At 61.5% G+C, this 22618-nt stretch carries 27 protein-coding genes; 1 reads left to right on the top strand and 26 read right to left on the bottom strand.

Annotation, left to right across the window (positions count from 1 at the left end):
- Positions 1-10: 10 nt before the first annotated feature.
- The 19 genes from FMZ75_RS09790 to nifH form a co-directional block, all read right to left on the bottom strand.
- Entirely contained in the window at positions 11-1318 is a 1308-nt protein-coding gene (locus FMZ75_RS09790; protein WP_109027639.1) for an FAD-dependent oxidoreductase, read from the bottom strand.
- 15 nt (positions 1319-1333) lie between these two features.
- A complete protein-coding gene (locus FMZ75_RS09795; RefSeq protein ID WP_142862419.1) occupies positions 1334-2440 on the bottom strand; it encodes an electron transfer flavoprotein subunit alpha/FixB family protein in 1107 nt (368 codons plus the stop codon).
- Between the two features lie 13 nt (positions 2441-2453).
- Entirely contained in the window at positions 2454-3305 is an 852-nt protein-coding gene (locus FMZ75_RS09800; RefSeq protein ID WP_142862418.1) for an electron transfer flavoprotein subunit beta/FixA family protein, read from the bottom strand.
- A gap of 40 nt (positions 3306-3345) precedes the next feature.
- Complete coding sequence (gene nifW, locus FMZ75_RS09805) at positions 3346-3681, bottom strand: nitrogenase stabilizing/protective protein NifW (RefSeq protein ID WP_109027636.1); 336 nt, start codon at positions 3679-3681, stop codon at positions 3346-3348.
- Positions 3678-4421: a serine O-acetyltransferase gene (gene cysE / locus FMZ75_RS09810; protein WP_109027635.1), complete on the bottom strand. Its 744-nt coding sequence runs from the start codon at positions 4419-4421 to the stop codon at positions 3678-3680. Before cysE ends, nifW begins: the two co-directional genes overlap by 4 nt.
- Positions 4418-5590, bottom strand: a complete 1173-nt coding sequence (gene nifV / locus FMZ75_RS09815) for a homocitrate synthase (RefSeq protein WP_166142530.1) — start codon at positions 5588-5590, stop codon at positions 4418-4420. Before nifV ends, cysE begins: the two co-directional genes overlap by 4 nt.
- Positions 5591-5603: 13 nt before the next feature.
- Positions 5604-6806 (bottom strand): cysteine desulfurase NifS, encoded by a 1203-nt coding sequence (nifS, locus tag FMZ75_RS09820; RefSeq protein WP_166142532.1) that lies wholly within the window; start codon positions 6804-6806, stop codon positions 5604-5606.
- 10 nt (positions 6807-6816) lie between these two features.
- Positions 6817-7872, bottom strand: a complete 1056-nt coding sequence (gene nifU, locus FMZ75_RS09825) for a Fe-S cluster assembly protein NifU (protein ID WP_166142534.1) — start codon at positions 7870-7872, stop codon at positions 6817-6819.
- Between the two features lie 20 nt (positions 7873-7892).
- Positions 7893-8213: an iron-sulfur cluster assembly accessory protein gene (locus tag FMZ75_RS09830; RefSeq protein WP_109027644.1), complete on the bottom strand. Its 321-nt coding sequence runs from the start codon at positions 8211-8213 to the stop codon at positions 7893-7895.
- Positions 8214-8434: 221 nt separating this feature from the next.
- The gene (locus FMZ75_RS09835) at positions 8435-9112 is read right to left on the bottom strand and encodes a nitrogen fixation protein NifQ (RefSeq protein ID WP_166142536.1); all 678 of its coding nucleotides are present in this window, start codon (positions 9110-9112) and stop codon (positions 8435-8437) included.
- A 4-nt stretch (positions 9113-9116) separates the two neighbouring features.
- Positions 9117-9434, bottom strand: a complete 318-nt coding sequence (fdxB, locus tag FMZ75_RS09840; RefSeq protein WP_018267928.1) for a ferredoxin III, nif-specific — start codon at positions 9432-9434, stop codon at positions 9117-9119.
- Positions 9434-9634: a CCE_0567 family metalloprotein gene (locus FMZ75_RS09845; RefSeq protein WP_109027631.1), complete on the bottom strand. Its 201-nt coding sequence runs from the start codon at positions 9632-9634 to the stop codon at positions 9434-9436. Before FMZ75_RS09845 ends, fdxB begins: the two co-directional genes overlap by 1 nt.
- Before the next feature lie 18 nt (positions 9635-9652).
- Positions 9653-10120 carry a NifX-associated nitrogen fixation protein gene (locus FMZ75_RS09850; protein WP_166142538.1) on the bottom strand — a complete coding sequence of 156 codons (468 nt, stop codon included), beginning with the start codon at positions 10118-10120 and terminating at the stop codon, positions 9653-9655.
- Entirely contained in the window at positions 10113-10523 is a 411-nt protein-coding gene (gene nifX, locus FMZ75_RS09855) for a nitrogen fixation protein NifX (RefSeq protein ID WP_142862411.1), read from the bottom strand. Before nifX ends, FMZ75_RS09850 begins: the two co-directional genes overlap by 8 nt.
- A gap of 15 nt (positions 10524-10538) precedes the next feature.
- Complete coding sequence (gene nifN, locus FMZ75_RS09860; RefSeq protein WP_166142540.1) at positions 10539-11936, bottom strand: nitrogenase iron-molybdenum cofactor biosynthesis protein NifN; 1398 nt, start codon at positions 11934-11936, stop codon at positions 10539-10541.
- Between the two features lie 9 nt (positions 11937-11945).
- Positions 11946-13616: a nitrogenase iron-molybdenum cofactor biosynthesis protein NifE gene (gene nifE / locus FMZ75_RS09865; RefSeq protein ID WP_109027627.1), complete on the bottom strand. Its 1671-nt coding sequence runs from the start codon at positions 13614-13616 to the stop codon at positions 11946-11948.
- 129 nt (positions 13617-13745) lie between these two features.
- On the bottom strand, positions 13746-15305 hold the full coding sequence (nifK, locus tag FMZ75_RS09870) for a nitrogenase molybdenum-iron protein subunit beta (RefSeq protein WP_166142542.1): 1560 nt from the start codon (positions 15303-15305) through the stop codon (positions 13746-13748).
- A gap of 124 nt (positions 15306-15429) precedes the next feature.
- Complete coding sequence (gene nifD, locus FMZ75_RS09875) at positions 15430-16896, bottom strand: nitrogenase molybdenum-iron protein alpha chain (RefSeq protein WP_018267921.1); 1467 nt, start codon at positions 16894-16896, stop codon at positions 15430-15432.
- A gap of 82 nt (positions 16897-16978) precedes the next feature.
- Complete coding sequence (nifH, locus tag FMZ75_RS09880) at positions 16979-17866, bottom strand: nitrogenase iron protein (protein WP_109027624.1); 888 nt, start codon at positions 17864-17866, stop codon at positions 16979-16981.
- Between the two features lie 407 nt (positions 17867-18273).
- Between nifH and FMZ75_RS09885 the strand changes: the two genes are divergently transcribed.
- Positions 18274-18699 carry a response regulator gene (locus tag FMZ75_RS09885; protein WP_166142544.1) on the top strand — a complete coding sequence of 142 codons (426 nt, stop codon included), beginning with the start codon at positions 18274-18276 and terminating at the stop codon, positions 18697-18699.
- Positions 18700-18842: 143 nt separating this feature from the next.
- Here FMZ75_RS09885 and FMZ75_RS09890 read toward each other — a convergent pair whose 3' ends face one another.
- From FMZ75_RS09890 to nifT, 7 genes are all read right to left on the bottom strand, one after another.
- The gene (locus tag FMZ75_RS09890) at positions 18843-19175 is read right to left on the bottom strand and encodes a ferredoxin (RefSeq protein ID WP_109027622.1); all 333 of its coding nucleotides are present in this window, start codon (positions 19173-19175) and stop codon (positions 18843-18845) included.
- Between the two features lie 46 nt (positions 19176-19221).
- Positions 19222-20082 carry an SIR2 family protein gene (locus FMZ75_RS09895; protein WP_244620539.1) on the bottom strand — a complete coding sequence of 287 codons (861 nt, stop codon included), beginning with the start codon at positions 20080-20082 and terminating at the stop codon, positions 19222-19224.
- A gap of 79 nt (positions 20083-20161) precedes the next feature.
- Entirely contained in the window at positions 20162-20377 is a 216-nt protein-coding gene (locus tag FMZ75_RS09900; protein WP_018267916.1) for a hypothetical protein, read from the bottom strand.
- 19 nt (positions 20378-20396) lie between these two features.
- Positions 20397-20702, bottom strand: a complete 306-nt coding sequence (locus FMZ75_RS09905; RefSeq protein WP_142862407.1) for a 2Fe-2S iron-sulfur cluster-binding protein — start codon at positions 20700-20702, stop codon at positions 20397-20399.
- A gap of 246 nt (positions 20703-20948) precedes the next feature.
- On the bottom strand, positions 20949-22100 hold the full coding sequence (locus tag FMZ75_RS09910; RefSeq protein ID WP_166142546.1) for a DegT/DnrJ/EryC1/StrS aminotransferase family protein: 1152 nt from the start codon (positions 22098-22100) through the stop codon (positions 20949-20951).
- Between the two features lie 6 nt (positions 22101-22106).
- Entirely contained in the window at positions 22107-22370 is a 264-nt protein-coding gene (locus FMZ75_RS09915) for a hypothetical protein (RefSeq protein ID WP_142862405.1), read from the bottom strand.
- A 3-nt stretch (positions 22371-22373) separates the two neighbouring features.
- Complete coding sequence (gene nifT, locus FMZ75_RS09920) at positions 22374-22586, bottom strand: putative nitrogen fixation protein NifT (RefSeq protein WP_109027618.1); 213 nt, start codon at positions 22584-22586, stop codon at positions 22374-22376.
- Between the last annotated feature and the right edge of the window lie 32 nt (positions 22587-22618).

A 22618-nucleotide genomic window follows, 5' to 3' on the forward strand; every position in this document is an offset into this window, starting at 1 on the left:
ATTCCTCCTCTCAGCGCCAGGCGCGCGCCAGACGCCATGCATCTCCGAACAATCCCGTCAGCGAGCGCTTCTCACGGAAAGCGCGGACCGACGCCTTTTCCTTCTCGAGCTTCGGCGTGCCGTCGACGCGTAGGAAATTCTCCATCGCCTTCGACACGAGCGTCGGATAGGTGAGGAAGAAATTCTGCGCCTGCGTATGCAGCAACGCCGGCATATCTTTGTATTTCTTCAAATCCTTCATGACGAAGCTGTCATCGAGGAGTTTCTTGTAGAGCGCCAGATTCTGCTTCGTCATCGGATCGCGGCGGGACTTCACTTGGAAAATCGCCTCGCCCGCGAGCCTGCCGGACGTCATAGCAAGATTCGAGCCTTCTCTATGGATGGCGTTGTTGAGCTGCGCGGCGTCGCCGACGACGACCCAGCCATCGCCGAACAGCTCGGGAATCGTGTTGTAGCCGCCCTCGGGAATGAGATGCGCGGCATATTCCTTCACTTCCGAGCCCTCGAGCAGCGGCGCGATCGACGGATGCTTCTTGAACACTTCGAGCATTCCGTACGGAGTTTCGTCATTTTCGGCGAAATCCGACACGAGGCAGCCCATCCCGACAGAAATGCTCTCTTTGTTCGTGTAGACGAAGCCCATGCCGGTCATCCCCTTGGAGATGGTGCCGGCCGCCTCGATCACGACGCCTTCGTCGCCATGCAGATTGAAACGCGCCTCGATCGTCTCGCGCGGCAGGAAGTGCATTTCCTTGACGGCGAGCGCGACATGCTCGGGCTTGGGCGTCGGACGCAGCCCCGCGCGCGCGCCGAGCAGGCCGTTGACGCCTTCCGCCAGCACGACGACATCGGCGAAGACAGTGCCGCCGGCGCGATCCGTGCGCACGCCGATCACCTTGCCATAGGCGTCGCTGACGAGCTCTGTGACCGTCGTCTCGCTGATGACGATCGCGCCCGCGGCCTGCACCTGCTTGTTGAACCAGCGGTCGAATTGCGAGCGGATGATGGTGTAGCGGTTCGGCTTCTCCTCGTTGAAGTCGTCCGAACGATATTGCATCCCCGTATGCGAGCGATCGGTCATCATCCAGAAGCGCTGCTCGATGAGATGGCGCTCCAGCGGAGCCTCCTCGCGGAAATCGGGAATGATCTTCTCCAGCATGTCCGCATAGAGAATGCCGCCCTGCACATTCTTGGAGCCGGCGTATTCGCCGCGCTCCAGCTGCAGAACGTTCAAGCCGCGCGAGGCCATCGTATAGGCGGCGGCGTTGCCGGCCATGCCGGCCCCGATGACGATCGCGTCGAATTTTTCTTCGATCATGATGATCTCCTCGGGTTAGCCGGCGAGCCGGTCTGCGTTCTCGGGCGAGAGACGTTTGCGGAAAGCTTCCGTCAGCGCCGGAAGCAGACGAATGGCGTCGGTCACTATGCCGATATGCGCGAAATCGAAGATCGGCGCATTCTTGTCGGTGTTGATCGCGACGATGCAATCGGCTCCTTCGACGCCGACGCGATGCTGGATCGCGCCGGAAATGCCGGCGGCGATATAGAGCTTGGGACGGATCGATTTGCCGGTCTGGCCGATCTGACGATCGGAGGTGATCCAACCCTTCTGCACCAGAGGACGCGAGCCGCCGAATTCCGCGCCGAGCACAGAGGCGAGATTGCGCACGAGCTGATAATTCTCCGCGCTCTGCAGGCCGAGCCCGCCGGCGACGACGACATCGGCGAAGGCGAGATTGCTCTTGGCCGACTCGCGATCGGGGATGAACTTCAGCAGCTTGGTGATGATCGTCTCTTCGTCGAGCTCGGCCTTGAACTCGATCACGCGGCCGGAGCGCGATTCGTCGCGCGACGGCGTCGGCAATTGGCGCGGACGCACCGTCGCCATCTGCGGCCGATAGTTCAACGTATAGATCGTGCACAGCAGCGAACCGCCGAAGGTCGGACGCGTCGCGGCCAGCGAGCCGTCGGCGTCGACCGCGAGCTCGGTGCAATCGGCGGTGAGGCCGGTGAGCAGCGTAGTCGCTACGGAGCCGGCGAGATCGCGGCCGAGCGTCGTCGCGCCGAGCAGCAATATCTCCGGCTTATGCGTGTTGACGAGCTGCGTCACCGCCTTGGAATAGGGCTCGTTGCGATAATCGCCGAGGATCGGATCCTCGACGAGATAAGCGAGATCGGCCCCATAGAAGAAGGATTCGTTGACGGCCTTGCGCGTCGCCTCGCCCGGCGCGCCGAGCACCACGGCGGCGAGATCGACCTTCAGCTGATCCGCGAGCTTGCGGCCGGCGCCGAGCAGCTCCCAGGACACGGGATGCACCTCGCCGCGCTCCAGCTCGACGAACACCCAGACGTGCTTGTAGCCGCGGAAATGCTCCGGGAGCTCCTTTTTCGCGCTGGCGCGGCTCTGCTGCGGCGCGGCGGGGGCGGGCTTGTCGGACATTTGCGCTTCTCCTTTAGAACCCACTGGCCAATTTCGTCATGTCTTCCTCGAGCGCCGTATGGCGCTTGAAGATCGCCTCGATCAGCGCGTCGGCGGACTCGCCGGCGTTCTTGCCCGGCTCCACGAAGGCGGCGCGATCGGTCCGCACCGGAGGAGCGAAGACCTTCTTCACGATCGTCGGCGATCCTTTCAGTCCGCATTTGCCGAGGTCTTCGATCTCGGCGTCCTTCGCGCTCCAGGTGATGATCTCGGCGCGCGCGGCGCGCAGCGAATCCGAGATGGAGCCGCGACGCACTTCGTTCGTGCCCTCGAGCATGGCGATGAGGCAGGGCATTTTCGTCTTGAGGACTTGCGTGCCGCCTTCCGCGCGACGCTCGATCACGACCTCGCGCTTCTCCTCATCGGCTTCCACGATTTTGGAGACATAAGTCAATTGCAGAAGGTTGAGACGCTTCGCCACACCCGGACCGACCTGCGCCGTGTCGCCGTCGATCGTCTGCTTGCCGGTGAAGACGAGATCGAGATCGCCCCAGGACTTCTGAATCTTGTTGATCGCCTGCGCGAGCGCATAGGTGGTCGCCAGAGTGTCGGCGCCGGCGAAGAAGCGATCGGTGAGCAGAATGGCGCGATCGGCGCCGATCGCCAGCGTCTTGCGCAGCGCATCGGCGGCCATGGGAGGCCCCATGGTCAATGTCGTGACCTCGCCGCCGAATTTGTCGCGCAGCTTCAACGCCTCTTCCAGCGAGAAGAGATCATAAGGATTGATGATCGTCGGCACGCCCTGGCGCATGATCGTGTTGGTGACCGGATGCACGCGGATTTGGGCGCTGTCGGGAACTTGCTTGATGCAGACCAGTATCTTCATGAGATTCTTCCTCTCGCCATCCCGACCTATCGTTCGATTGTCATCCGTTCGACGTGGTGACCGTGCTGAGCGGCACGAAGGGCTTCTTCGGCTCCTCTTTCGGCTTTACCGCGTCCTTGTGCACTTTGAAAAGCCGTTCTTCGATCGGCGAGGATTTCGTGAAATCCTGATAGGCCTTCGCGAGAAACTCGCGGCAGGCTTCGCGCACCTCGTCGTCGGACGCGCCCTCGGGCGCCGCCTTGTGAAGATACTCGCCCATGCGTCGCAGGATATGCAGCCTCGAGTGCCGCACGATGTTGGGGTCGTATTCGACGCCGAGAAGGTCGAAGAATTCCTCGGCCGCCGACAATTTGCGCAGATCGTCCAATATGCTCATGGCTTGTTGTCTCCGACTTGCCTATGGGAGCCTTCGCTGACCCGCACTTGCAGATGCGCGAGCCGCGCTTCGAGAAAATCGATGCGGTCGATGAGCACGGAAATCGCATCTCCGACCGGATCGGGAATAAGATGATGCTCGAGGTCGATGCGCCCGTCCGCTCCCGATCGGCGACGCTGCTCTCGCACGACACGCCCCGGAATGCCGACCACCGTCATCTCCGGCGGCACGTCCTCGATGACGACGGAATTGGCGCCGATGCGCGCGCGCGGACCGACGCTGATCGGCCCGAGAATTTTCGCTCCGGCCCCGATCAGCACGCCGTCGCCCACCGTCGGATGCCGACGGCCGACCGACCAGGAAGTGCCGCCGAGCGTGACGCCATGATACATCGTCACATCATCGCCTATGGTCGCCGTTTCGCCGATCACCACGCCCGCGCCATGATCGATGAAGAAACGCACGCCGATCGTCGCGCCCGGATGAATGTCGATATTGGTGACGAGACGGCCGAACCACGACAGCGCCCGCGCCGCGAATTTATGGCCGCCGCGCCACAAGCGATTGGCGATGCGATGCCATATCAGAGCGTGAACGCCCGGATAGAGCAGCACGACTTCCAAAGTGCTGCGGGCCGCTGGATCGCGCTGTGCGACGCAGCCGACGTCTTCGCGGATCAACGCGAAAAGGCTCTTGCTGGCCGCGACGCTCGGCGTCGCGACGATCGAAACGGGGCTCATGACACGCCTCCGACATCGTGCCGCGCCGCCAGGGCGGCCTCGGCCTGCGCCCGATCGACGAGGCGCATGAATTCGCCGCGATTGACCGGCCTCTTCTGGTCCAGAGCGCGACGCTTCACATGATCGAGGAGCCGCGCCGCCGTATCGCGATCGAGATCGACGCCGATCTCGGCGCATTTCTTCTGAATGGCGCTCAAGCCCGAATGCTTGGCGATGACGATGCGATGCCGTCGTCCGAGCCGCGAGGGATCGAGCCCCTGATAGGTGCGCACATCCTTCATCAGCGCGGCGACGTGAATGCCCGATTCATGCGTGAATATGTCGGAGCCGACGATCGCCTTGGCGCGCCCGATCTTGCGGCGCGCCGCCGCGGCGACCAGCCGAGCGACGCCCTGCAGGCGCTTGAGATCGACATTCGTGCGCCCGTGCGCGACATGGCCGAGCGCGACGACGACCTCCTCCAGCGCGGCGTTGCCGGCGCGCTCGCCGAGACCGAGCATGGTGACCGACGCATGGGTCGCGCCGCCGCGCACTGCGGCGAGCGTGTTGGCGGTGGCGAGGCCGACATCGTCATGGCCGTGAAATTCGATCGGCAGATCCGTCTCCTCGCGCACGCGACGAATCGACTCGTAGGTCGCGAAAGGATCGAGCGTGCCGAGCGTGTCCGCGAAGCGAAACCGTGTCGCCCCCATCGCCGCCGCCGCGCGGGCGATCCTGCCGATGTCGCGCGGATCGGCGCGCGAGGAATCCTCGCCGCCGAGAGCGACAGTCAGCCCCTTGGATCGCGCATAGGCGACGACGCGCTCGACGCGCGCCGCGGCGCCTTCGACATCGGTCGAGAGCTTCACGCCGATCTGCAATCGCGACATTGGCGACGAGACGTTCACATGCGAGACATTGGCGGCGACCGCGGCGTCGACGTCGCTTTCGCTCAGCCGACACCAGGCCATGACGCGGCAAGGCAAGCCGTCCGCCGCTATGGCGGCGATCGCCTCGATCTCATCGCGCCCCATGGCCGGCGTCCCCGCTTCGATCTCATCGACGCCGAGGCTCGCCAGCGCCCGCGCGATCGCGAGCTTTTCCGCCCCTGTGAAGGCGACGCCCGGCGCCTGCTCGCCATCGCGCAGCGTCGTGTCGTTGATGAAGATGCGGGGTTGATCGCTGTTCACGGGAATAGCGCCTTCACGCAAACACTTGCTTGGAGTCGTAGGTCTTCTTCTCGGCCTCCGCCCAGAAGGGCGACATTTCGCGCAGCTTCTCGACGATGCCGGGCAGCGCCTCGATCACGCGATCGACATCCTCTCCGGCATTGTCCCGCGAGAAGGAGAAGCGCACCGCGCCATGCAGCGCCGCTTCGGGAATCTCCATCGCTTTCAGCACATGGCTCGGCTCCATCGACCCCGATGTGCAGGCCGAGCCCGACGAAGCGGCGACGCCGCCGCGATTGAGATGCAGCAGGATCGCTTCGCTCTCGACATATTCGAACGCCAAATTCGACGTGTTCGGCAAACGATCGTGCCGATCGCCGTTGACGATGCAATTGGGAATGCGTTGCAGAACCGCCTTTTCCAGGCGATCCCGCAATTCGCGAACGCGGCCCTGCTCATCCGCCATGTTCTGAAGCGCGAGTTCCGCCGCCTTGCCGAGACCTATGATCGCCGGCACATTCTCCGTTCCGCCGCGACGGGCGCGCTCCTGATGGCCGCCTCGGATGAGCGGCTTGAAACGCGCGCCTTTTTTCACATAGAGCGCGCCGATTCCCTTCGGCCCGTGCAGCTTGTGGCCGGAGAGCGACAGCATGTCGATCGCACTGTCCTTGAGAGAAATCGGCGTCTTGCCAGCGGCCTGAACCGCATCCGTATGAAACAGCGCGCCATGCTCCTTGGCGATCTCCGCGAGCCCTTCGACCGGAAAAATCGTGCCCGTCTCATTGTTCGCCCACATCAGCGAAACAATCGCCACCTTGTCGGACAGAGCTGCGCGATAGGCTTCGATATCGAGCTGGCCGGACTTGTCGACGCCGATGAAATGCACCTTGGCGCGCCCGATCTTCTCGAGATGCTCGCACAGCGAGAGAATGGCAGGATGCTCGACTTTGGAGGTCACGATCTCATTGCGGTCCGGCAACGCCTCCAGCGCGGAGAGGATCGCGGCGTTGTCGCTCTCCGTGCCGCCGGAGGTGTAGATGATCTCGTGATCATGCGCTGCGCCCAGCAGCTGCTGGAGCTGCTGCCGCGCCGCCTTCACCGCCGTCCCCACCTCGGCGCCGAAAGAATGAGCGGAAGACGCATTGCCGAAATGCTCCGTGAAGAAGGGCAGCATCGCCTCCACCACGAGCGGATCGACTCGGGTCGTCGCATTATTGTCGAGATAAATCGCCTTCATGACGAACTCCTCAGTGAGCGTTGCGCCCGACGGGAATCACGCGAACGGGCACGCCCAATTTGGCGATGAGCCGCTCTTGGATTCCCGACACGGTGACGCTCGCCATTTGACAGCCGACGCAAGCCCCTGTGAGGCTGACGAGCACATTGGAGCCGTCGACGTCGATCAGCTCGCAGTCGCCGCCGTCCTTGCGGAGATAGACGCGGAGATCTTCGATCGTCTCTTCGATCAGCCGAATCTTCTTCAAATTGGTCATGCCCGCAGAGGGCGGCGGCAGAGGAGAAGCCGGCGACAAAGGCGACGCCCCGGCCGGGGGCCGAACAGAAGCGCCCGGACGCACCGTCGCCGCGGGCGCGGGCGCCGATCGCACCGGCGCGGTGAACAGATTGACCGAGCCCGCGCGAGAGGCGGCGACTTCCGCCCTCGGCGCCGACGTCGCCGCTTTTTCGGCGCGAGCGCTTTCTGCGGCCTCCACGGCGACCGCGGTGGCCGCGGCGACCTCCGACGTCACGCGCAGCAGAATGTCCTCGATCTGCTCGTAACAGGTCGTGCAGCCGGTTCCCGCTTTCGTGTGCGCGCTCACCTGCTCGACGGTCGACAGCCCATTGTCCCTGATCGCGCGCTCGATGACGACGGCGTCGATCCCTTGGCATTTGCACACCAGCGGCGCGTCTTCACGCATCGGCCGCCGCGTTTCGCCGCGAAAATTCGCGATCGCAGCCTGAAGCGCCTCATGACCCATGACCGCGCAATGCATTTTTTCGGGCGGCAGGCCGCCGAGGAAATCCGCGATGTCCCGATTGCTGATCGCGCCCGCCTGCTCGAGCGTCTTGCCGATCACGAGCTCGGTCAGAGCCGAGGACGAGGCGATCGCCGAACCGCAGCCATAGGTTTGGAACTTGGCTTCGAGAACGATCTCCGTCACACGGTCTATATGGAGCATCAGCTTGAGCGCGTCCCCGCAAGACAGGGCCCCGACCTCACCGATCGCATTGGCGCCGTCGAGAACGCCCGCATTCTTCGGATCGAAGAAATGCTCCATGACCTTGTCGGAATATTCCCACATCGCGGCTCTCCCGAAGACGATCAACCGAAAGATTTGCCGCAGGAACAGCTCGACTTGGCCTGTGGGTTCTCGAAAGTGAATCCCGAACCCTCGAGCCCGGTGACGAAATCGACGCGCGTCCCGTCGAGATAGGCCAACGAGCCCTCCTCCACGAACACTTTGACGCCATCGCGCTCGAACACATGGTCCGCGGGATTGGATTCGTTGACGAGACCCATGGTGTATTGGAAACCGGCGCACCCCCCGGCCTCGACCATGATCCGCAGCCCCTCGACCTCCTGCCCGGCGCCCGCAATTGCCGAACGCACCGCGTTCAGGGCGTTGTCTGTGAGTTCGATCATTTGCTTAACCTCTTCCCGGAAAATCACCCGTGGTGAGGAAAGCAACCGCTATGCCAAAATGGATTGCTATCGTGAATCAGTCGATTTGGGGGGCCGATGGCTGTTCGCATTCCCACAATGTCGGAGTTCCGACATGGATGGCGATTCTGCTTCGAAATACGCAGAAATCCGCCCGAAACGATCGCTCGGGCGGCGTCGAATGGAAGTAAAACTCGAGACAGTCAGGAGTCGGAAGGCTTGGCGCGCGATAGCCGGGCCAGAGCACTCTCGCCGGTCTCATCGCCGAAGCAATCATGAAAATCGCCGCATTCACGGCAGGTCGGCGCCGCGCAGAGCACGAAACCTTCCATCTCGCACAAAGAGCGATAGAAAAATTTCTTCCATTTCATGTGATCGACATTGCGCTCGGCGAGGCCGGGAAAGCGCTCTCGCATCAAACGGCCGAGCTCGTCGCGCTTGGCCAGACCGAGGTCCTGCCATAAATGACGGGGCGACATCGCGCGTTTGGTCAATATGGAGGCCAACCAGCTCGTCTCTTCGGACGCGTCACCCTTGAATCTCCGCAGAAGCTGGCGGATCTGGTCTTCCTCGTCATCCAGGCCGACCATCTCGGCTTCCATAGAGAGATCGACCATGGCGCGCGCTTCGGGCGCCCAGCGATCGATCAGATGTTCGAGTTCGGCCCTTCCCAGCGCCAGCGATTGCCCGAGCGCGCCGGGCCGGCCCGCGGCTTCGCTCACGCCGAGCGCGAGCACACAGCAGAAGACATGCGCCGTGAAAGGATCGTCGCGTCCGAAATCACTCGGACGCGACCGTAACCGCACGTAAATGTCCGCCGGATCCGGCTTCGGCTGCAGCAGCCCGCTCTCCGACCGGCGATCTTCGGAGAGAAAAGCCATCGGATCACCCGACCAGCTGGTCGACGGGAACGTGCGTCTGGCAGTCCTTCGGACAGACCTTCGAACACGCCGAGCACCCGATACAATCCTGTTCCCGCTCGACCTTCATGATCTTGCGGTTGAGTTCCCCGTCGAAATCGTCATCATCGTCGTCGGTCACGATCCCGAGGATCGTTCCTTCGGCGTCGACGCCGTAGAGCGCCATGACATCCTGCGGACACACTTTGAAGCATCGTCCGCAGCCGATGCATGTCGCCGGATTGATATCCGTCAGGTAGGACGGCGTCCAATCGGCGCCGCCTCTCGTTTTGAACGCCCCCATCACGCCGTCTCCAAATCTTTGAGTTTCTGTCGCGCGGCTTCGAGAGCCGCATATGCGTCATAGGTGTCCTGCGCGATGGTGAGAATCGTGCCCCAATTGACCGGCAGCTCTTCCGAGAGATCGTGCAGATTCATTTTCATATTGGTGGCCTTGGCCGAGAGCTTCTTGATCTCGGCCTTCAGCTCGTCGACGGAGCTCATTTTTTCTCTCCTTCGATATCAATAACGCGCGACTTCCGGGAACTTCTCGATCATCTCGACGCCGGCGGCCACGAGCTTCGTGCCTTCGTCGGAGAGCTTCTCCAACGAGTCGAAGCCAAAACGATGAACGTCGCGCAGCTGCTTGTTCACGACGATGAGGCGCCCTGCGATGAGCACTTGGCGACCAAAGCCCTCATGGCTCATCTTGATCATCGGCTGCACCATGACGCCCGTCGCGCGCTCGATCGAAAGCGCGATCGCGTTGTAGAAGAGCTCGACGCGCCAAAGAATCTCGGGATCCGGATCGCCGATCAGCGGCAGCGCCTTACGGGCTTCCTTATCGACGATGTAGGGCTTGATGAGATCGAGGTCTTTCTTGTTCTCCCAGGTGCCGTGCGTATCCTGCGCGCGCCACTGCTTGATGAGTTCCTTGATGAAGACGCTCTCAGCCGCGTCATTCGCCGTAATCGTCTCCGTCTCAGCCATTTGCAGCCTCTTCCTCGAAATCGAAGGTTCTTTCCTGGCCCTTCGTCATGACCTTGCGCAACCACGGCGGCGGCGCGCCCTGCAGGACCACCTTGAGCTTTTCCAGCAGATCGACAATATTCTCGGGCTGCGGAACCTTCATCGGGTGTATGCCGGACGCCACGACGCGGGCGGCCCCGGAGCCGCCGATCGCAGCGACGTACAATATCGCGCAGTCCTTGATCGCATCGAGTTTCGGCGCGAGCTTGTCCTCGTTGCCGTCTTCCTGCAGATCGCCCTGGAATTCGATCGCTTCGATGAAGCTGTAACCCTCGGCGGTGAGTTCATAGAGAGCGATATTCTTCGCCCATCCGAAATGGGCGTCGACTCGTACGAGGTCTTGCGTGGCGAATGCGACTTTCATACTGCCTCCTCGTGGTCAGGCCATCGCGGTGATTTGAACGAGCTCTGGTTTATGCTCGTCGCCGAAATGCGTGACATTTTCGTCGTCCTGGCGCCATGTGTCCGGATCGGGCTCATGCGCCTGCGAGATGAACATATTGCCGATGTTGAAGATGAGCGTTCGGGTGCCTCTGTAACCAACTGTCAGCTCGTGCCCAGCGCCCAATCGATCGAAAGTCGGCAGCCCGAGCCGAAAGAGCGGCACCCCCAAGCGCTCGGACGCCTGGCGCCCGTGCGAATGCGTCATCATGAGATCGGCGCCTTTCGACTTATTCTCGAGATCCTCCAGATCTCCGATGAGAACCTCTTCGATCGCGAGCTTCTCCAACACCGGCGAATGGGTGGTCGTCACAGCGCCTTGCAGATGCGCGCCCATCTCCGTCAGCCAGGAGCCGATCGCGAACAAAAGATCCGGCTCGGCGCCGATCGTCACTTTTTTTCCGCCGAAATGGAAATGCCCATCGAGCATTGCGTCGACGAGCTGGCCACGCTGCCGTTTGTATTTTTGAGGAACCGGCCGCCCGCTGATTTTCGACAAGAAGCCGATCAGCTCGTCATTGGGCGCGAGACCGGTAAGACGATCGAACAACACGAACGGAACGCCGTTTCGTCGCTCCAACGTCGTCGCCGCCAGACGCATCTGCTCGCCGACCGCGATCGTCCACGCGGCAGATCCCATAGCGGCCATAGCGTCGCGCGATGTGCCGCCGAGCGTCGTCGGCGTGAAATCTTCCGGCAGATGCCCATCCAACGACCCGGAGAGATCTGGGAGAAACGTCGGCTCCAGCCCGAAGCTCTCGATGATGTCGCGCAATTCGTCTATGTCGCCCGGGGTGAGATGACAGCCCGGCAAAACATTGACTCGCTGAGGCACTCTTTGAACCGGAGCCTCGCTCGCAGGAACGAAAACCTCGATCAGCTTGGCGACCGCCTTGCCCCAGCCGTCTTGAAACGCGTCTTTGAAGTCCGGCGTCGATACATAGACAATTCCCATGTGATCGAGCTCGGGGTGACGCTGGCGCACGAGCTGAATATAGCCGTCGACGTCGTCGCCTTTGGTCTCTGTCACGCCGGTCGAGCAAATGCCGATGATTTCAGGCTTCGCCCGTTTGGCGATATTGACGATCGCCTCTTCGACATTTTCCAACCCGCCGAGAACCGTCGCCACCTCGCTCATTGCAGTGGTCTGGAGCGGAATGGCTTCGCGAAAATGCCGAACGAACAGCACCAGCCCAAAAGATGTGCAACCTTGTGATCCGTGCAGCAGCGGCATACATCCCTGCACGCCCATGAAGGCGAGCGCGCCGCCGATCGGCTGGCTCATCTTCAATGGATTGACCGCGCAGGCCTTTTTGGAAACTTCGACTCTAGCCATCGGAGCGCCTCACGCGGCTTTCGATGCAGGAACCGCGCCACCGGCGTTGGCTGCCTCGATCATCTGCTCCAAAGTGTCGCGACATCCGCCGCAACCCGTGCCGGCGTGGGTCGCCTCCGCCAGCGCATCGACCGTCGTCAAAGAACCGGCGGCGATCGCGTCCTCGAGGGCGCCCACATTCACGCTGTGGCATTTGCAGACGCGCTTTTCACGACGCACCTGCTCGGCCTTGACCGGATCGGCGGCGAGCTCGGCCGCCTCGGCGGCGATGGCCTCGCTCGCTCGCTCTTCCCAGGTCTTCTCCTGCCACGGCGGCGGGCGGCGGACCTGCTCCCAAACCGGATTGAAGAGCGCCTTGTCGATCTCGTGAACGAGCTCGACCATGCCCTCATAACCGGCATAGGCGTGGTGACGCTCCTGGTTGATGTCGAGCCAGGGCATCTTGGCTTTGAGCGCTATGAACTGCGAGCGGCCGCCCGATAACATGATATCCGCCTGCGCGTCTTTCAGCATTTTATACATTTCGCGTGGCGTCATATCGTCGATCATATGGGCGTCCTGACCCATCAGTTCCTTGATGCGCTCCTTGTCCTCCTTGGTGGACTTCTTGACGCTGGTGCCGACGAGCTCCATGCCGGCTTCCTGCAGAGCGGCGACGACAGACCAGGATTTGACGCCGCCCGTGATGAGCAGAACCTTTTTGCCTGTGAGGCGCTCCTTATAGGGAGCGATGCGCGCCCAGGCGCGCGCTTCCTCACGCTCGATGAGCGCGTCGGTGCGATCCTTCAGCTCCGCGGGGGCGCCGCGCTCGACGAGCAGGCGCGCGATCTCGCGAAGCGAATCGCTCATATCGCCGATGCCGTAGAAAGACCCTTCGAAGAAGGGAATGTCGTAGCGTTCCTCCATCTTGCGAGCGACGTTGATCATCGCTTTGGAGCACACCATCATCGACGCTTTGGCGCGATGGGAATAGGCGACCTCATTGTATTTGCCGTCGCCGGAAATGCAGGACAGGATGCGAATGCCGAGCTCATCGAGCAGAGGTTTCACCTGCCACAACTCGCCAGCGAGATTATATTCGCCGATGATGTTGATATCGTAAGGAGTCGTATATTCCGGCTCCTGCGTCCCGATCACATGTTCGAGGATCGCCTCGCCCGCGAGCTTATTGCCGAGATTCTTCGGCCCCACGAAGCCGGGCGAGTTCACCGGGATAACGGGCTTGTTGAATTTCTTCGCAGCGGCCTTGCAGACGGCGTCGATATCATCGCCGATCATCGCCGGAACGCAGGTCTGATAGACGAAGACCGCCGGCGGATCGTATTTGTCGATGATCTCCTTGATCGATTTGTAGAGGCGCTTCTCACCGCCGAAGACGACGTCGGTCTCGCCGATATCCGTCGTGAAACCTGTGCGGTAGAGGCTGGAGCCCGAAGTCTTGGCTCCGCGATTGTCCCAAGAGTTGCCTTCGCAGGCGATGGGTCCATGAACGAGATGGGCGACGTCGGTGATGGGCTGTAGAGCGATCTTGGCGCCGTCGAAAGCGCATCCACCGGCTGCGGCGCCCGGCGCCAATTGCTTCGTGCAGCCCTTTTTTCGCTCTTTCTCGGATTTGCCCTTGTTCTTGTCGCAACCGGGCTCGTTGAAAACTTCTTGAACTTTTGCGGCCAGCGTGCTCATCCGCGCCTCCTGCAACGGCCATCGCCTCCCACTCTGCGCACGCATTGCGCCAGCGCGGCGATCGACCCGACGGATCAGGCTCTCGTTGTTCCGCCGGGTCGACCCCGACCCGGCGGAAGCTCGTGAATGTCAGCGAATGATGTCGAAGCTATAGTCCGACTTCGCGACGACGTTGGTGTTGCGATCGATCTCGTCGAAGACTTTGTCGAGCAGCCACACCAGGACGTTCAGGCCGCCCTGATAGCCCCACACCGGATAGCGGTGATAGTGGTGGCGATCGAAGACCGGGAATCCGATGCGGATCAGCGGCGTGCCGGTGTCGCGCTCGAGATACTTGCCGTAGGTGTTGCCGATCAGGAAGTCCACCGGCTCCGTGAACAGCAGCGAACGCATGTGCCACAGATCCTTGCCCGGATAGGCCGTACAGTTCTTGCCGAACGGCGAGCTGGCGAACAGCTCGTTCATCTTCTCTTCCCAGAGCTTGCCGCCATTGCTGGCGAGCACGGTGATCGGCTCGGCGCCCAGCTCCATCAGGAAGGCGGAGAGGCCGTAGCAGAGATCCGGATCGCCGTAGATCGCAAAACGCTTGCCGTGCAGATGCGCGGAAGAGTCGGCGATCGCGTCGACGAGGCGGCCGCGCTCGCGCGTCAGCTCCTTGGAGATCGGCTTGCCGGTGACTTCCGAGACCTTCATCAGGAACTCGTCGGTCGCGCGCACGCCGATCGGATGATGGAAAGAATAGGTCTCCTGCCCGCTCGCGGCGATCAGAGGCAGCGTCTTCTCCGTGGAGAAATGCTGCATCGAGAAGGTCGCCTTGGCGTGGATCGCATTGGCGGCGTCCTCCAGCGTGGTGCCGCCGTCATACATGCGGAACTCGCCGTCGGTGGGCGTATCCCACACGTCGCTCGGGTCGCCGAAGATCGTATATTCGACGCCCATGGAGTCGAACATGCGCTTCACTTCGCGGATATTGCCGACGACATAGCCGTCGAAGCCGCCGATGAAGTTGATCTTCTCGTTCGGGACGCGCTCGAGCTTCGGCGCCGTGCCGGCTTTGCCGTTCCAGAAATGCTCGACCATGCCCTTCATGACATTGTCGTAGCCGGTGACGTGGCTGCCGACGAAGGCCGGGGTGTGAGCGAAGGGAACGTCGTAATCGGCCGGAACCGAACCCTTTTCCTTCGACGTCTTGATGAAGGCGTTGAGGTCGTCGCCGATGACTTCCGCCATGCAGGTGGTGGAGACGGAGATCATCTTCGGCTTATACATATTGTAGGTGTTGGCGAGGCCGTCGATCATGTTGTTGAGGCCGCCGAACACCGCCGCGTCTTCCGTCATCGAGGAGGAGACGCAAGAGGTCGGCTCCTTGAAGTGACGCGAGAAGTGCGAACGATAATAGGCCACGCAGCCCTGCGAGCCATGGACGAACGGAATCGTCTGCTCGAAGCCGAGCGAGGCGAACACCGCGCCGAGCGGCTGGCAGGCCTTCGCCGGATTGACGGTCAGAGCTTCGCGAGCGAAGTTCTTTTCCTGATACTCTTTCGTCTTGGCCCACTCGCGGACGCGCTCGACTTCGGCGTCGGGGTGATGATTCTCGAACTCTTTCTTCTTCTTCTCGAACATCTCGAGATATTCCGGCTGGCGGAATAGGTTGAAATGGTCGAGGACGTTATCTGCATTCTGTGGCATGTCGATTCCCCTCGTTGTCCGCGAGCGCCCGCCCTCTCGGACCGAGGCGGCGACCCGGCCTCGGTCTCTTCAACGCGAACGGGGAAAACCCCGTTCGCGAAGAGAGCGTTTGCAACTCAGTCGATCAAGCCGCCCACGGCGCCTTGGCGAATTTCCAGACCGGCGAGTTGATCGCCATGTCCATGTCGCGAGCGAAGATCGCGAAGCCGTCGTAGCCGTGATACGGGCCGGAGTAGTCCCAGCTGTGCATCTGACGGAAAGGAACGCCCATCTTCTGGAAGACGTACTTTTCCTTGATGCCGGAGCCGACCAGGTCGGGCTGGATCTTCTCGACGAACTTCTCGAACTCGTAGCCGGTCACGTCGTCATAGATCAGCGTGCCGTCCTTCACATAGTGAGTCGTGCGCTGATAGTCGTCGTTGTGGCCGAACTCATAGCCGGTGCCGACGATCTCCATGCCGAGATCCTCATAGGCGCCGATCACGTGACGCGGGCGGAGACCGCCGACAAACAGCATGACCTTCTTGCCTTCGAGACGCGGACGGTACTTGGCGATCACCGCGTCCATCAGCGGACGATATTTGGCGATGACGCGCTCGGCGCCTTCCTTGATCTTGTCGTCGAAGTGGCTGGCGATCTTGCGCAGCGACTCTTCGATCTTCGACGGACCAAAGAAGTTGTACTCGACCCACGGAACCCCGTACTTTTCTTCCATGTGACGGGAGATGTAGTTCATCGAGCGGTAGCAGTGCAGCACATTGAGCTTCGCGCGAGGCGTCGCCTCGAGCTCCGCGATCGTGCCGTCACCCGACCACTGCGCAACGACGCGGAGGCCCATTTCCTCGAGCAGAATGCGCGAAGACCAAGCGTCGCCGCCGATGTTGTAGTCGCCGATGATCGCAACGTCGTAAGGCGTCGCTTCGAAGAGAGCGGGCTTGCCCTCCATCTTGTCGAACACCCAGTCGCGGATCGCATCATTGGCCAGATGGTGGCCGAGCGACTGCGACACGCCACGGAAGCCTTCGCAGCGAACCGGGACGATCGTATGGCCGTTGTACTCCTTGGTCTTGGCCTTGGAGACGGCCTCGATGTCGTCGCCGATCAGGCCGATCGGGCACTCGGACTGCACGGAGATGCCCTTGTTGAGGGGGAACAGCTCCTGGATTTCGTCGATCAGCTTGGCGAGCTTCTTGTCGCCGCCGAACACGATGTCCTTCTCCTGGAAGTCCGAGGTGAACTGCATCGTGCCGAAGGTGTCGATGCCCGTCACGCCGATGTAGTAGTTGCGGCGAGACGCCCAGGAATACTGACCGCAGCCGACCGGGCCGTGGCTGATGTGGATCATGTCCTTGATCGGGCCCCACACGACGCCCTTCGAACCGGCGTAAGCGCAGCCACGGATCGTCATCACGCCGGGGATTGACTTGATGTTGGACTTCACGCCGCAATCCGGCTTGCCGTCCTCGAACGTGCCGAGGTGCTTCGCGCGGCGCTTGGCGGTCTTTTCAGGATAAACTTCGAGAACCTCTTTGATCAGCGCCTTATTGCGCGCCTTGAGGTCTTCGATGGATTCGGGTTGAGCCAGGCTCATGACGCCATCCCTTTCTGATTAGTCAGTGTCTGAAAGATCGGCCCGGCCCCGTGCGAGGCCGGGCCGCAAGCTTTCAAACGGATTACGCGATCGCGGCGAGGTCCGCAGCGGTCTTGCCGACCTGCGACTCGTCGACCGCCTTCATGATGCCGTGCTCCATGAGGAGGTCTTCGAGCTCGTCCATGGTGATCGGGGTCGGAATGATGCCGTTGCCCTTGTTCGCATGGACCTTGTTGGCCAGGTTGCGGTAATGGCCGGCCTGCGTGGAGTCGGGAGCGTACTCGACGACCGTCATGCGGCGCAGCTCGGCGTGCTGAACGATATTGTCGCGCGGCACGAAGTAGATCAGCTGGGTGCCGAGCTTCTTGGCGAGGGACTCGGCCAGCTCGTACTCTTTGTCGGTCTGGCGCTCGTTGCAGACCAGCCCGCCCAGGCGCACGCCGCCGGAGTTGGCGTATTTCAGAATGCCCTTGGAGATGTTGTTGGCCGCATACATGGCCATCATCTCGCCGGACATGACGATGTAGATTTCCTGAGCCTTGTTCTCACGGATCGGCATCGCGAAGCCGCCGCAAACCACGTCGCCGAGCACGTCGTAGGAGACGTAGTCGACGCCGTCATAAGCGCCCTGCTCCTCGAGGAAGTTGATCGAGGTGATGACGCCGCGGCCGGCGCAGCCGACGCCCGGCTCCGGACCACCGGACTCGACGCAACGGATGTCCTCGAAGCCGATCTTCATGACGTCTTCGATCTCGAGGTCCTCGACCGAGCCAGCCTCAGCCGCGAGCGACAGGATGGTGTCCTGGGCCTTGGCGTGCAGGATCAGACGGGTCGAGTCGGCCTTGGGGTCGCAGCCGACGATCAGGATCTTCTTGCCCGTCTGAGCGAGAGCCGCGAGAGTGTTCTGGGAGGTCGTGGACTTGCCAATACCGCCCTTGCCGTAGAACGCGATCTGTCGAAGTTCTGACATTTCTGTCTCCTTAAGATACCGTTTCATTGCGATCGGCGCGCACGGCGCGCAGGCCGAAGTCGTTTCGTCCGACCGAGCCCGGCGCCGGTTGCTTGATCGCCCCCTTGGTGATCGGGGCCGCCCAATCCGCAGCCACTCGCCTTGCGGGCCCTGTCTCGCAAGCAGCGTGCCAGCCCTCGAAATCGCCTTATAATTATTTAATATCAATTAGTTATCGACAGCGCACGCGCCGTCGATCGAGGGTGTGTCAAAGCCGACAGTGATGCGCGGAATCGGACGAAGGGCATTTAGGCGACAGGCTCGTTCGGAACTATTGTAAGAATCGGACAAGCGCTGTCGCGATTGTCGACTGTCGCACGGCATAGCGATTGCTTAGAAAGCAGGCAGTCAACTACGGAGCAGACGAGATGCAAATCGGCGTCGAAACGTCCAGGGCGGTCGAAAACAAGCGCATTTTCGTCGTCGACGACGACGAGATCATTCGGGCGGCGCTTCAGTTCATGCTGCACGATGAATACGAGACCCATGAGGTCGGAAGCCTCGATTTCGCCTTCGACAAGGCGGCGTCGGCAAAGCCCGATCTCTTGATTTTGTCGGAAAATATCGTGAAGACAGCGGGGCTTCCGATATTGAAGGAAATTCCGCAGCGGATTCCCGGCGTCAAAGTTCTGGTGATCGTGGACTCGCTGCAGAACGGCTTCGGCAAGGAGAGCCAGGCGGCCGGCGCCCATGGCTATATCGTCAAGCCGCTGACGGTCGAGTTCGTGCGGCAGAAAGTGGACGTTCTTCTCGGTCGTCGGCAAGGAGTCGCCATTCCGTTGACCGTTCTCTGACATTCGACGAATACATGCGTTAGGCTATCGAGGCCGGAGCGCTGGCTCCGGCCTTTTTGTCGTCGGCGCCCATTTCGCGCGGTTCACAAATGAAAAACGCCCGCGGCGATCGCGGGCGTTTTCGTATTGTCACTACGTCAGCGTCAGACCTGCGGCACGATGATCAGCCGCTCGACGGGATTGCCGTCGATGAAATGCGATTGGACGATTTCATCGATGTCCTCGGGCGTGCGCGGCGCGTACCAGACGCCTTGCGGATAGACGACCATCAGAGGACCGGCGCGGCAAAAGCCGAGACATCCTGTCGCCGTCATGGAGACGTCGGGCAGAGGCTGCGCGCCGAGCTTCGCCTGCAGCCGATCCCATAGCGGCTTCGCGCCGGACGTCGTGCAGCTGCCGCGCGGGTGTCCCGGCGGCCGTTGCTGAAAGCACGTGAACACATGGTACTTGAATACGACTGGAAGGTCTTCGAGCATTTTCGGTTCCTGAATTTGACTTGGTCCGCGCCGATGCGCGCGCGGTTCAAGCCGCCGCGTCGGCGCTGGAGGCGACGATCGCCTGCCCGGTGAGGCTCGCGACGAATTCGGCCAGCGGCGTCTCAATTCGCGTGATGTTCTGCTCGGCGAGGAACTTCGCCTCGTTTTTGGTCAGCGGGCCTTCGATCACCGCCCAATGCTGGTCGGAAGAACGCTTCATGATCTGCCGAGCGAAATTGCGCTCGAGCTGCGTCGTGAAACGGCAACCGAGGAAGAGAAAGCCGCGACCTTTTCGGATCGACTGAACGGCCTCTGGAATCGGCGTCTGAATGTCGATCTCTGTCAGGACCTCGACATAATCGGAGTCAGAGATCACGAAATTCGCCGCCGGCGTCACTGAACCGATCGGCTGATAGAGCAGCGTTTCCCACGACAAGGTTTCTTCGGGCGCCTCGGCGGGAGCTTTCGCGCCCGAGCCGTCGCGGTGGAATTCCTTATTGGGCACGAGCGACGAGTCGGGTCGGAAATAATTCACCCAATAGCCGAAATGTTCGGCCTGCGACACGCCTTGCACAATGCCCCAGCTCTTGCGCCCCGCCAGCGCCTTCTGCGGCAGATCGTCGTACCAGGCGTTGACGACCAGCGGCAGGCTCGGCTGCTCGGCGATCCAATTGTGCAGGACGCTCGGCTCCGGCGAGATCTCGAACGCCTTCTTCATCGCGGCGGAGATGGTCTTGCGATGCTTGAAGTTCTCTATGTATTGAGCCGCAGCGGTGAGGTTGTTGCGGATTTTATGCGGAACGGTCGCGGCCTTGGTCAGCTGCACGACCAGTTCCTCGGGCGAAGCGGGAACCGGGTTCCCGCCTGTCGCCAGCGTCAGCACGCCGGGTCCGAGATAGGGTATCACGAGGCCTCGCTCAAACCCCGTTTTGATTGCGCTCAGCACTTGTGTTTCTCCTCTCGTCGAACCCGGATTGCCTGCTCTGTCACTGAAGCGTGGCGCTCTTGGCGACGTCGAGCTCTTCGGGCGTCAGCTTGAAGGCGCCGCGACCGCCCGACAGCGCCATGTAGTCCATTGCGTAGGCGTTGGTCAGCTTGGTGAACCACTCCTGGCTGGAAAGGCTCGCGGGACGCTCGCCGATCTCCTGCACGGAGCCGTCATTGTAAAAGCGGACATGAATGATGACGGATTTGTCGCTCATCTTGATTCCCCTCCGGTTCTCAGCGACCCGAGTCGAAGCCGAGCAGCTCGACCGTGACGTTCTCGGTTCCGAAATTGGCTTGGCAAGCGAGACGTGATTTCGAGCCCACGCCGACGATCGTGTCCAACTGCTCGTTTTCGGCGCGGGTCGTCTTCGACAGGCTCTTCCTTCCTTCCTGGACGAACAAGTGGCAGGTGCCGCATTTGGCCTCGCCACCGCATTTGCTTTGGATTTTTTCTTCCGCTTTCAAAATTGCGTCCAGGAGTCTGCTGCCCGGCTCAACTTCGATGGTCTTGCCCGACGGCAGAATGGTCAGTACCGGCATGTCGTTCACTCCTCCTTGCCAAAGGTCCTCACAGCATTCGCCCAGCAAGTTTCGAACCACTCTAAACTTCGTGCTAGGCGCGGCGCATGTCTGCGCCTCGCGTCGAAAAACGCGCGCAAACTCACGATATTGGACAGTTTCGATCGCGAGCCGGGAATGCTGCGGACCACTCGCGACGCAGACACGTCCGTTTATCGACAATGATTTCGAGCAAGGATCGGCGCCGGCCGCCGGCCGGCGCCGGGATCACAAATAAATGGCCGTGCCGGCGCCGACATTGATCGAGGCGTCTTTCATCGTGCCGACGATGAAAGCGACTTGGTTTTCCGTCAAATGCGCATGGAACGGGAGAGCCACCGCACGGTCGGCGACTTTCTCGGTCACGAAAAAATTGCCGCGGCGGTAGCCGAGATCGAAATAATAGCGCTGCAAATGCAGGGGATGCGAATAAGCGGAAGCGTCGATCTTTTCGGTCTGCAGATCTTCGATGATCTGATCGCGACTGGACCGCGAGAAGCGCGTGCCGAGGTGCACGACATAGAGGAACCAGTGAACCTCGTCGACATCCGGCGCGATAAAAGGATCTTTGATCCCTTCGAAGGATTTCACATATTGGTAGAACCAGCGCTCGACGCGCGTGCGGCGCGCGAGAAGCAGCTCCAGCCGTCGAAATTGGGCGAGCCCGAGCGCTGCGGTGATGTCGCTCATCGCCGCCTGCATGGGAGGATAGGCGCCCAGGACGACGGAAGACCGCTCTGCGACGCGACGGCTGCGCAAATTGCGGATCGCCGAAGCGCGATCGTCGTCGTCGGTGACGATCATCCCGCCTTCGCCGCAGGCGATAACGCCCGGCTGAGAGAAGTCGAATATCGAACAATCGCCGAACGAGCCGACGAGCTTGCCCTTGTAGATCGATCCGATCGCCTCGGTGGAGTCTTCAATGAGCACGACCTTCTTCGCCTCGGCCAATTGGCGAAGCGGCTCCCATGGCGCGGGATGGCCGTTGGTGTTGCCGGCGACGATCGCCTTGGTCCTGTCCGTGATGACCGCTTCCGCCTTCTCGGGCGCGAGAGTGCCGGCCCAATAATCTATGTCCGCAAAAACAGGACGAGCGCCGCACAACGCAATGGCGTGTGTCGTCTCACGGAAAGAATGAGCCGAGGCGACGACTTCGTCGCCGGGCCCGATTCCATAGGCGCGCAGGGTGAGCAACAGACCGATCGTGCCGCTGGAGACCGCGATCGCATGTTTGCGGCCGAGATAAGCCGCGAATTCCGCCTCGAACTCCTCGACCTTCGGGCCCGACGACAGCCGCGGCGAAGTAATCGTCTCGACGACCGCGTCCAGATCGCTCTGGGCGAGGTCCGGATCATTCATCGGCAGAACGGACGTCTTCATTGTCGCTCACCTTTTCGGGGCAACCACCAATCCAGTGGCGATAGAGGGGTCTGCGGTGATCTTGACGCAATGCTCGCGCGCGTCGATCAAAAACAAGTCGCAGTTTTCGTAGGTGCGGAACGGCGTCTCATCCTGCATGTCCGCCTTATCGCATCTTATCGCCGTAAGGCCCGGAGCGACTTGCCTCAGAGCGGAAACGGCCGCATGATCGGCGGCCGCCGTCGCGAGCGTCGCGTCGATCGCCTCGAGTTGCTCGGTCGCGATCGGCATTTGTCAGTCTCCACTTATTTTCTTGGCTTCGACCGTGATCGGAAGCGACGTCTCCGCCGCCATCTCCGGCAGCTGAAGCACCCAACCATTGGCGAGCGTCACCGTGCCGCCCCACAATTGAGGGCTCTCCTGTTCGACGATCGGCTCTTCGAGATCCTTCTTCGGCACATAGGCCGAAAGAATGCCGTCGGAACCTCTGCGGATCATGACTTTCACACTGCGCCTCGCTGTTAGATTGACCCTAGTCG

The sequence above is a fragment of the Methylosinus sp. RM1 genome, from assembly GCF_011378635.1.
GTDB classification, from domain to species: Bacteria; Pseudomonadota; Alphaproteobacteria; order Rhizobiales; family Beijerinckiaceae; genus Methylosinus; species Methylosinus sporium.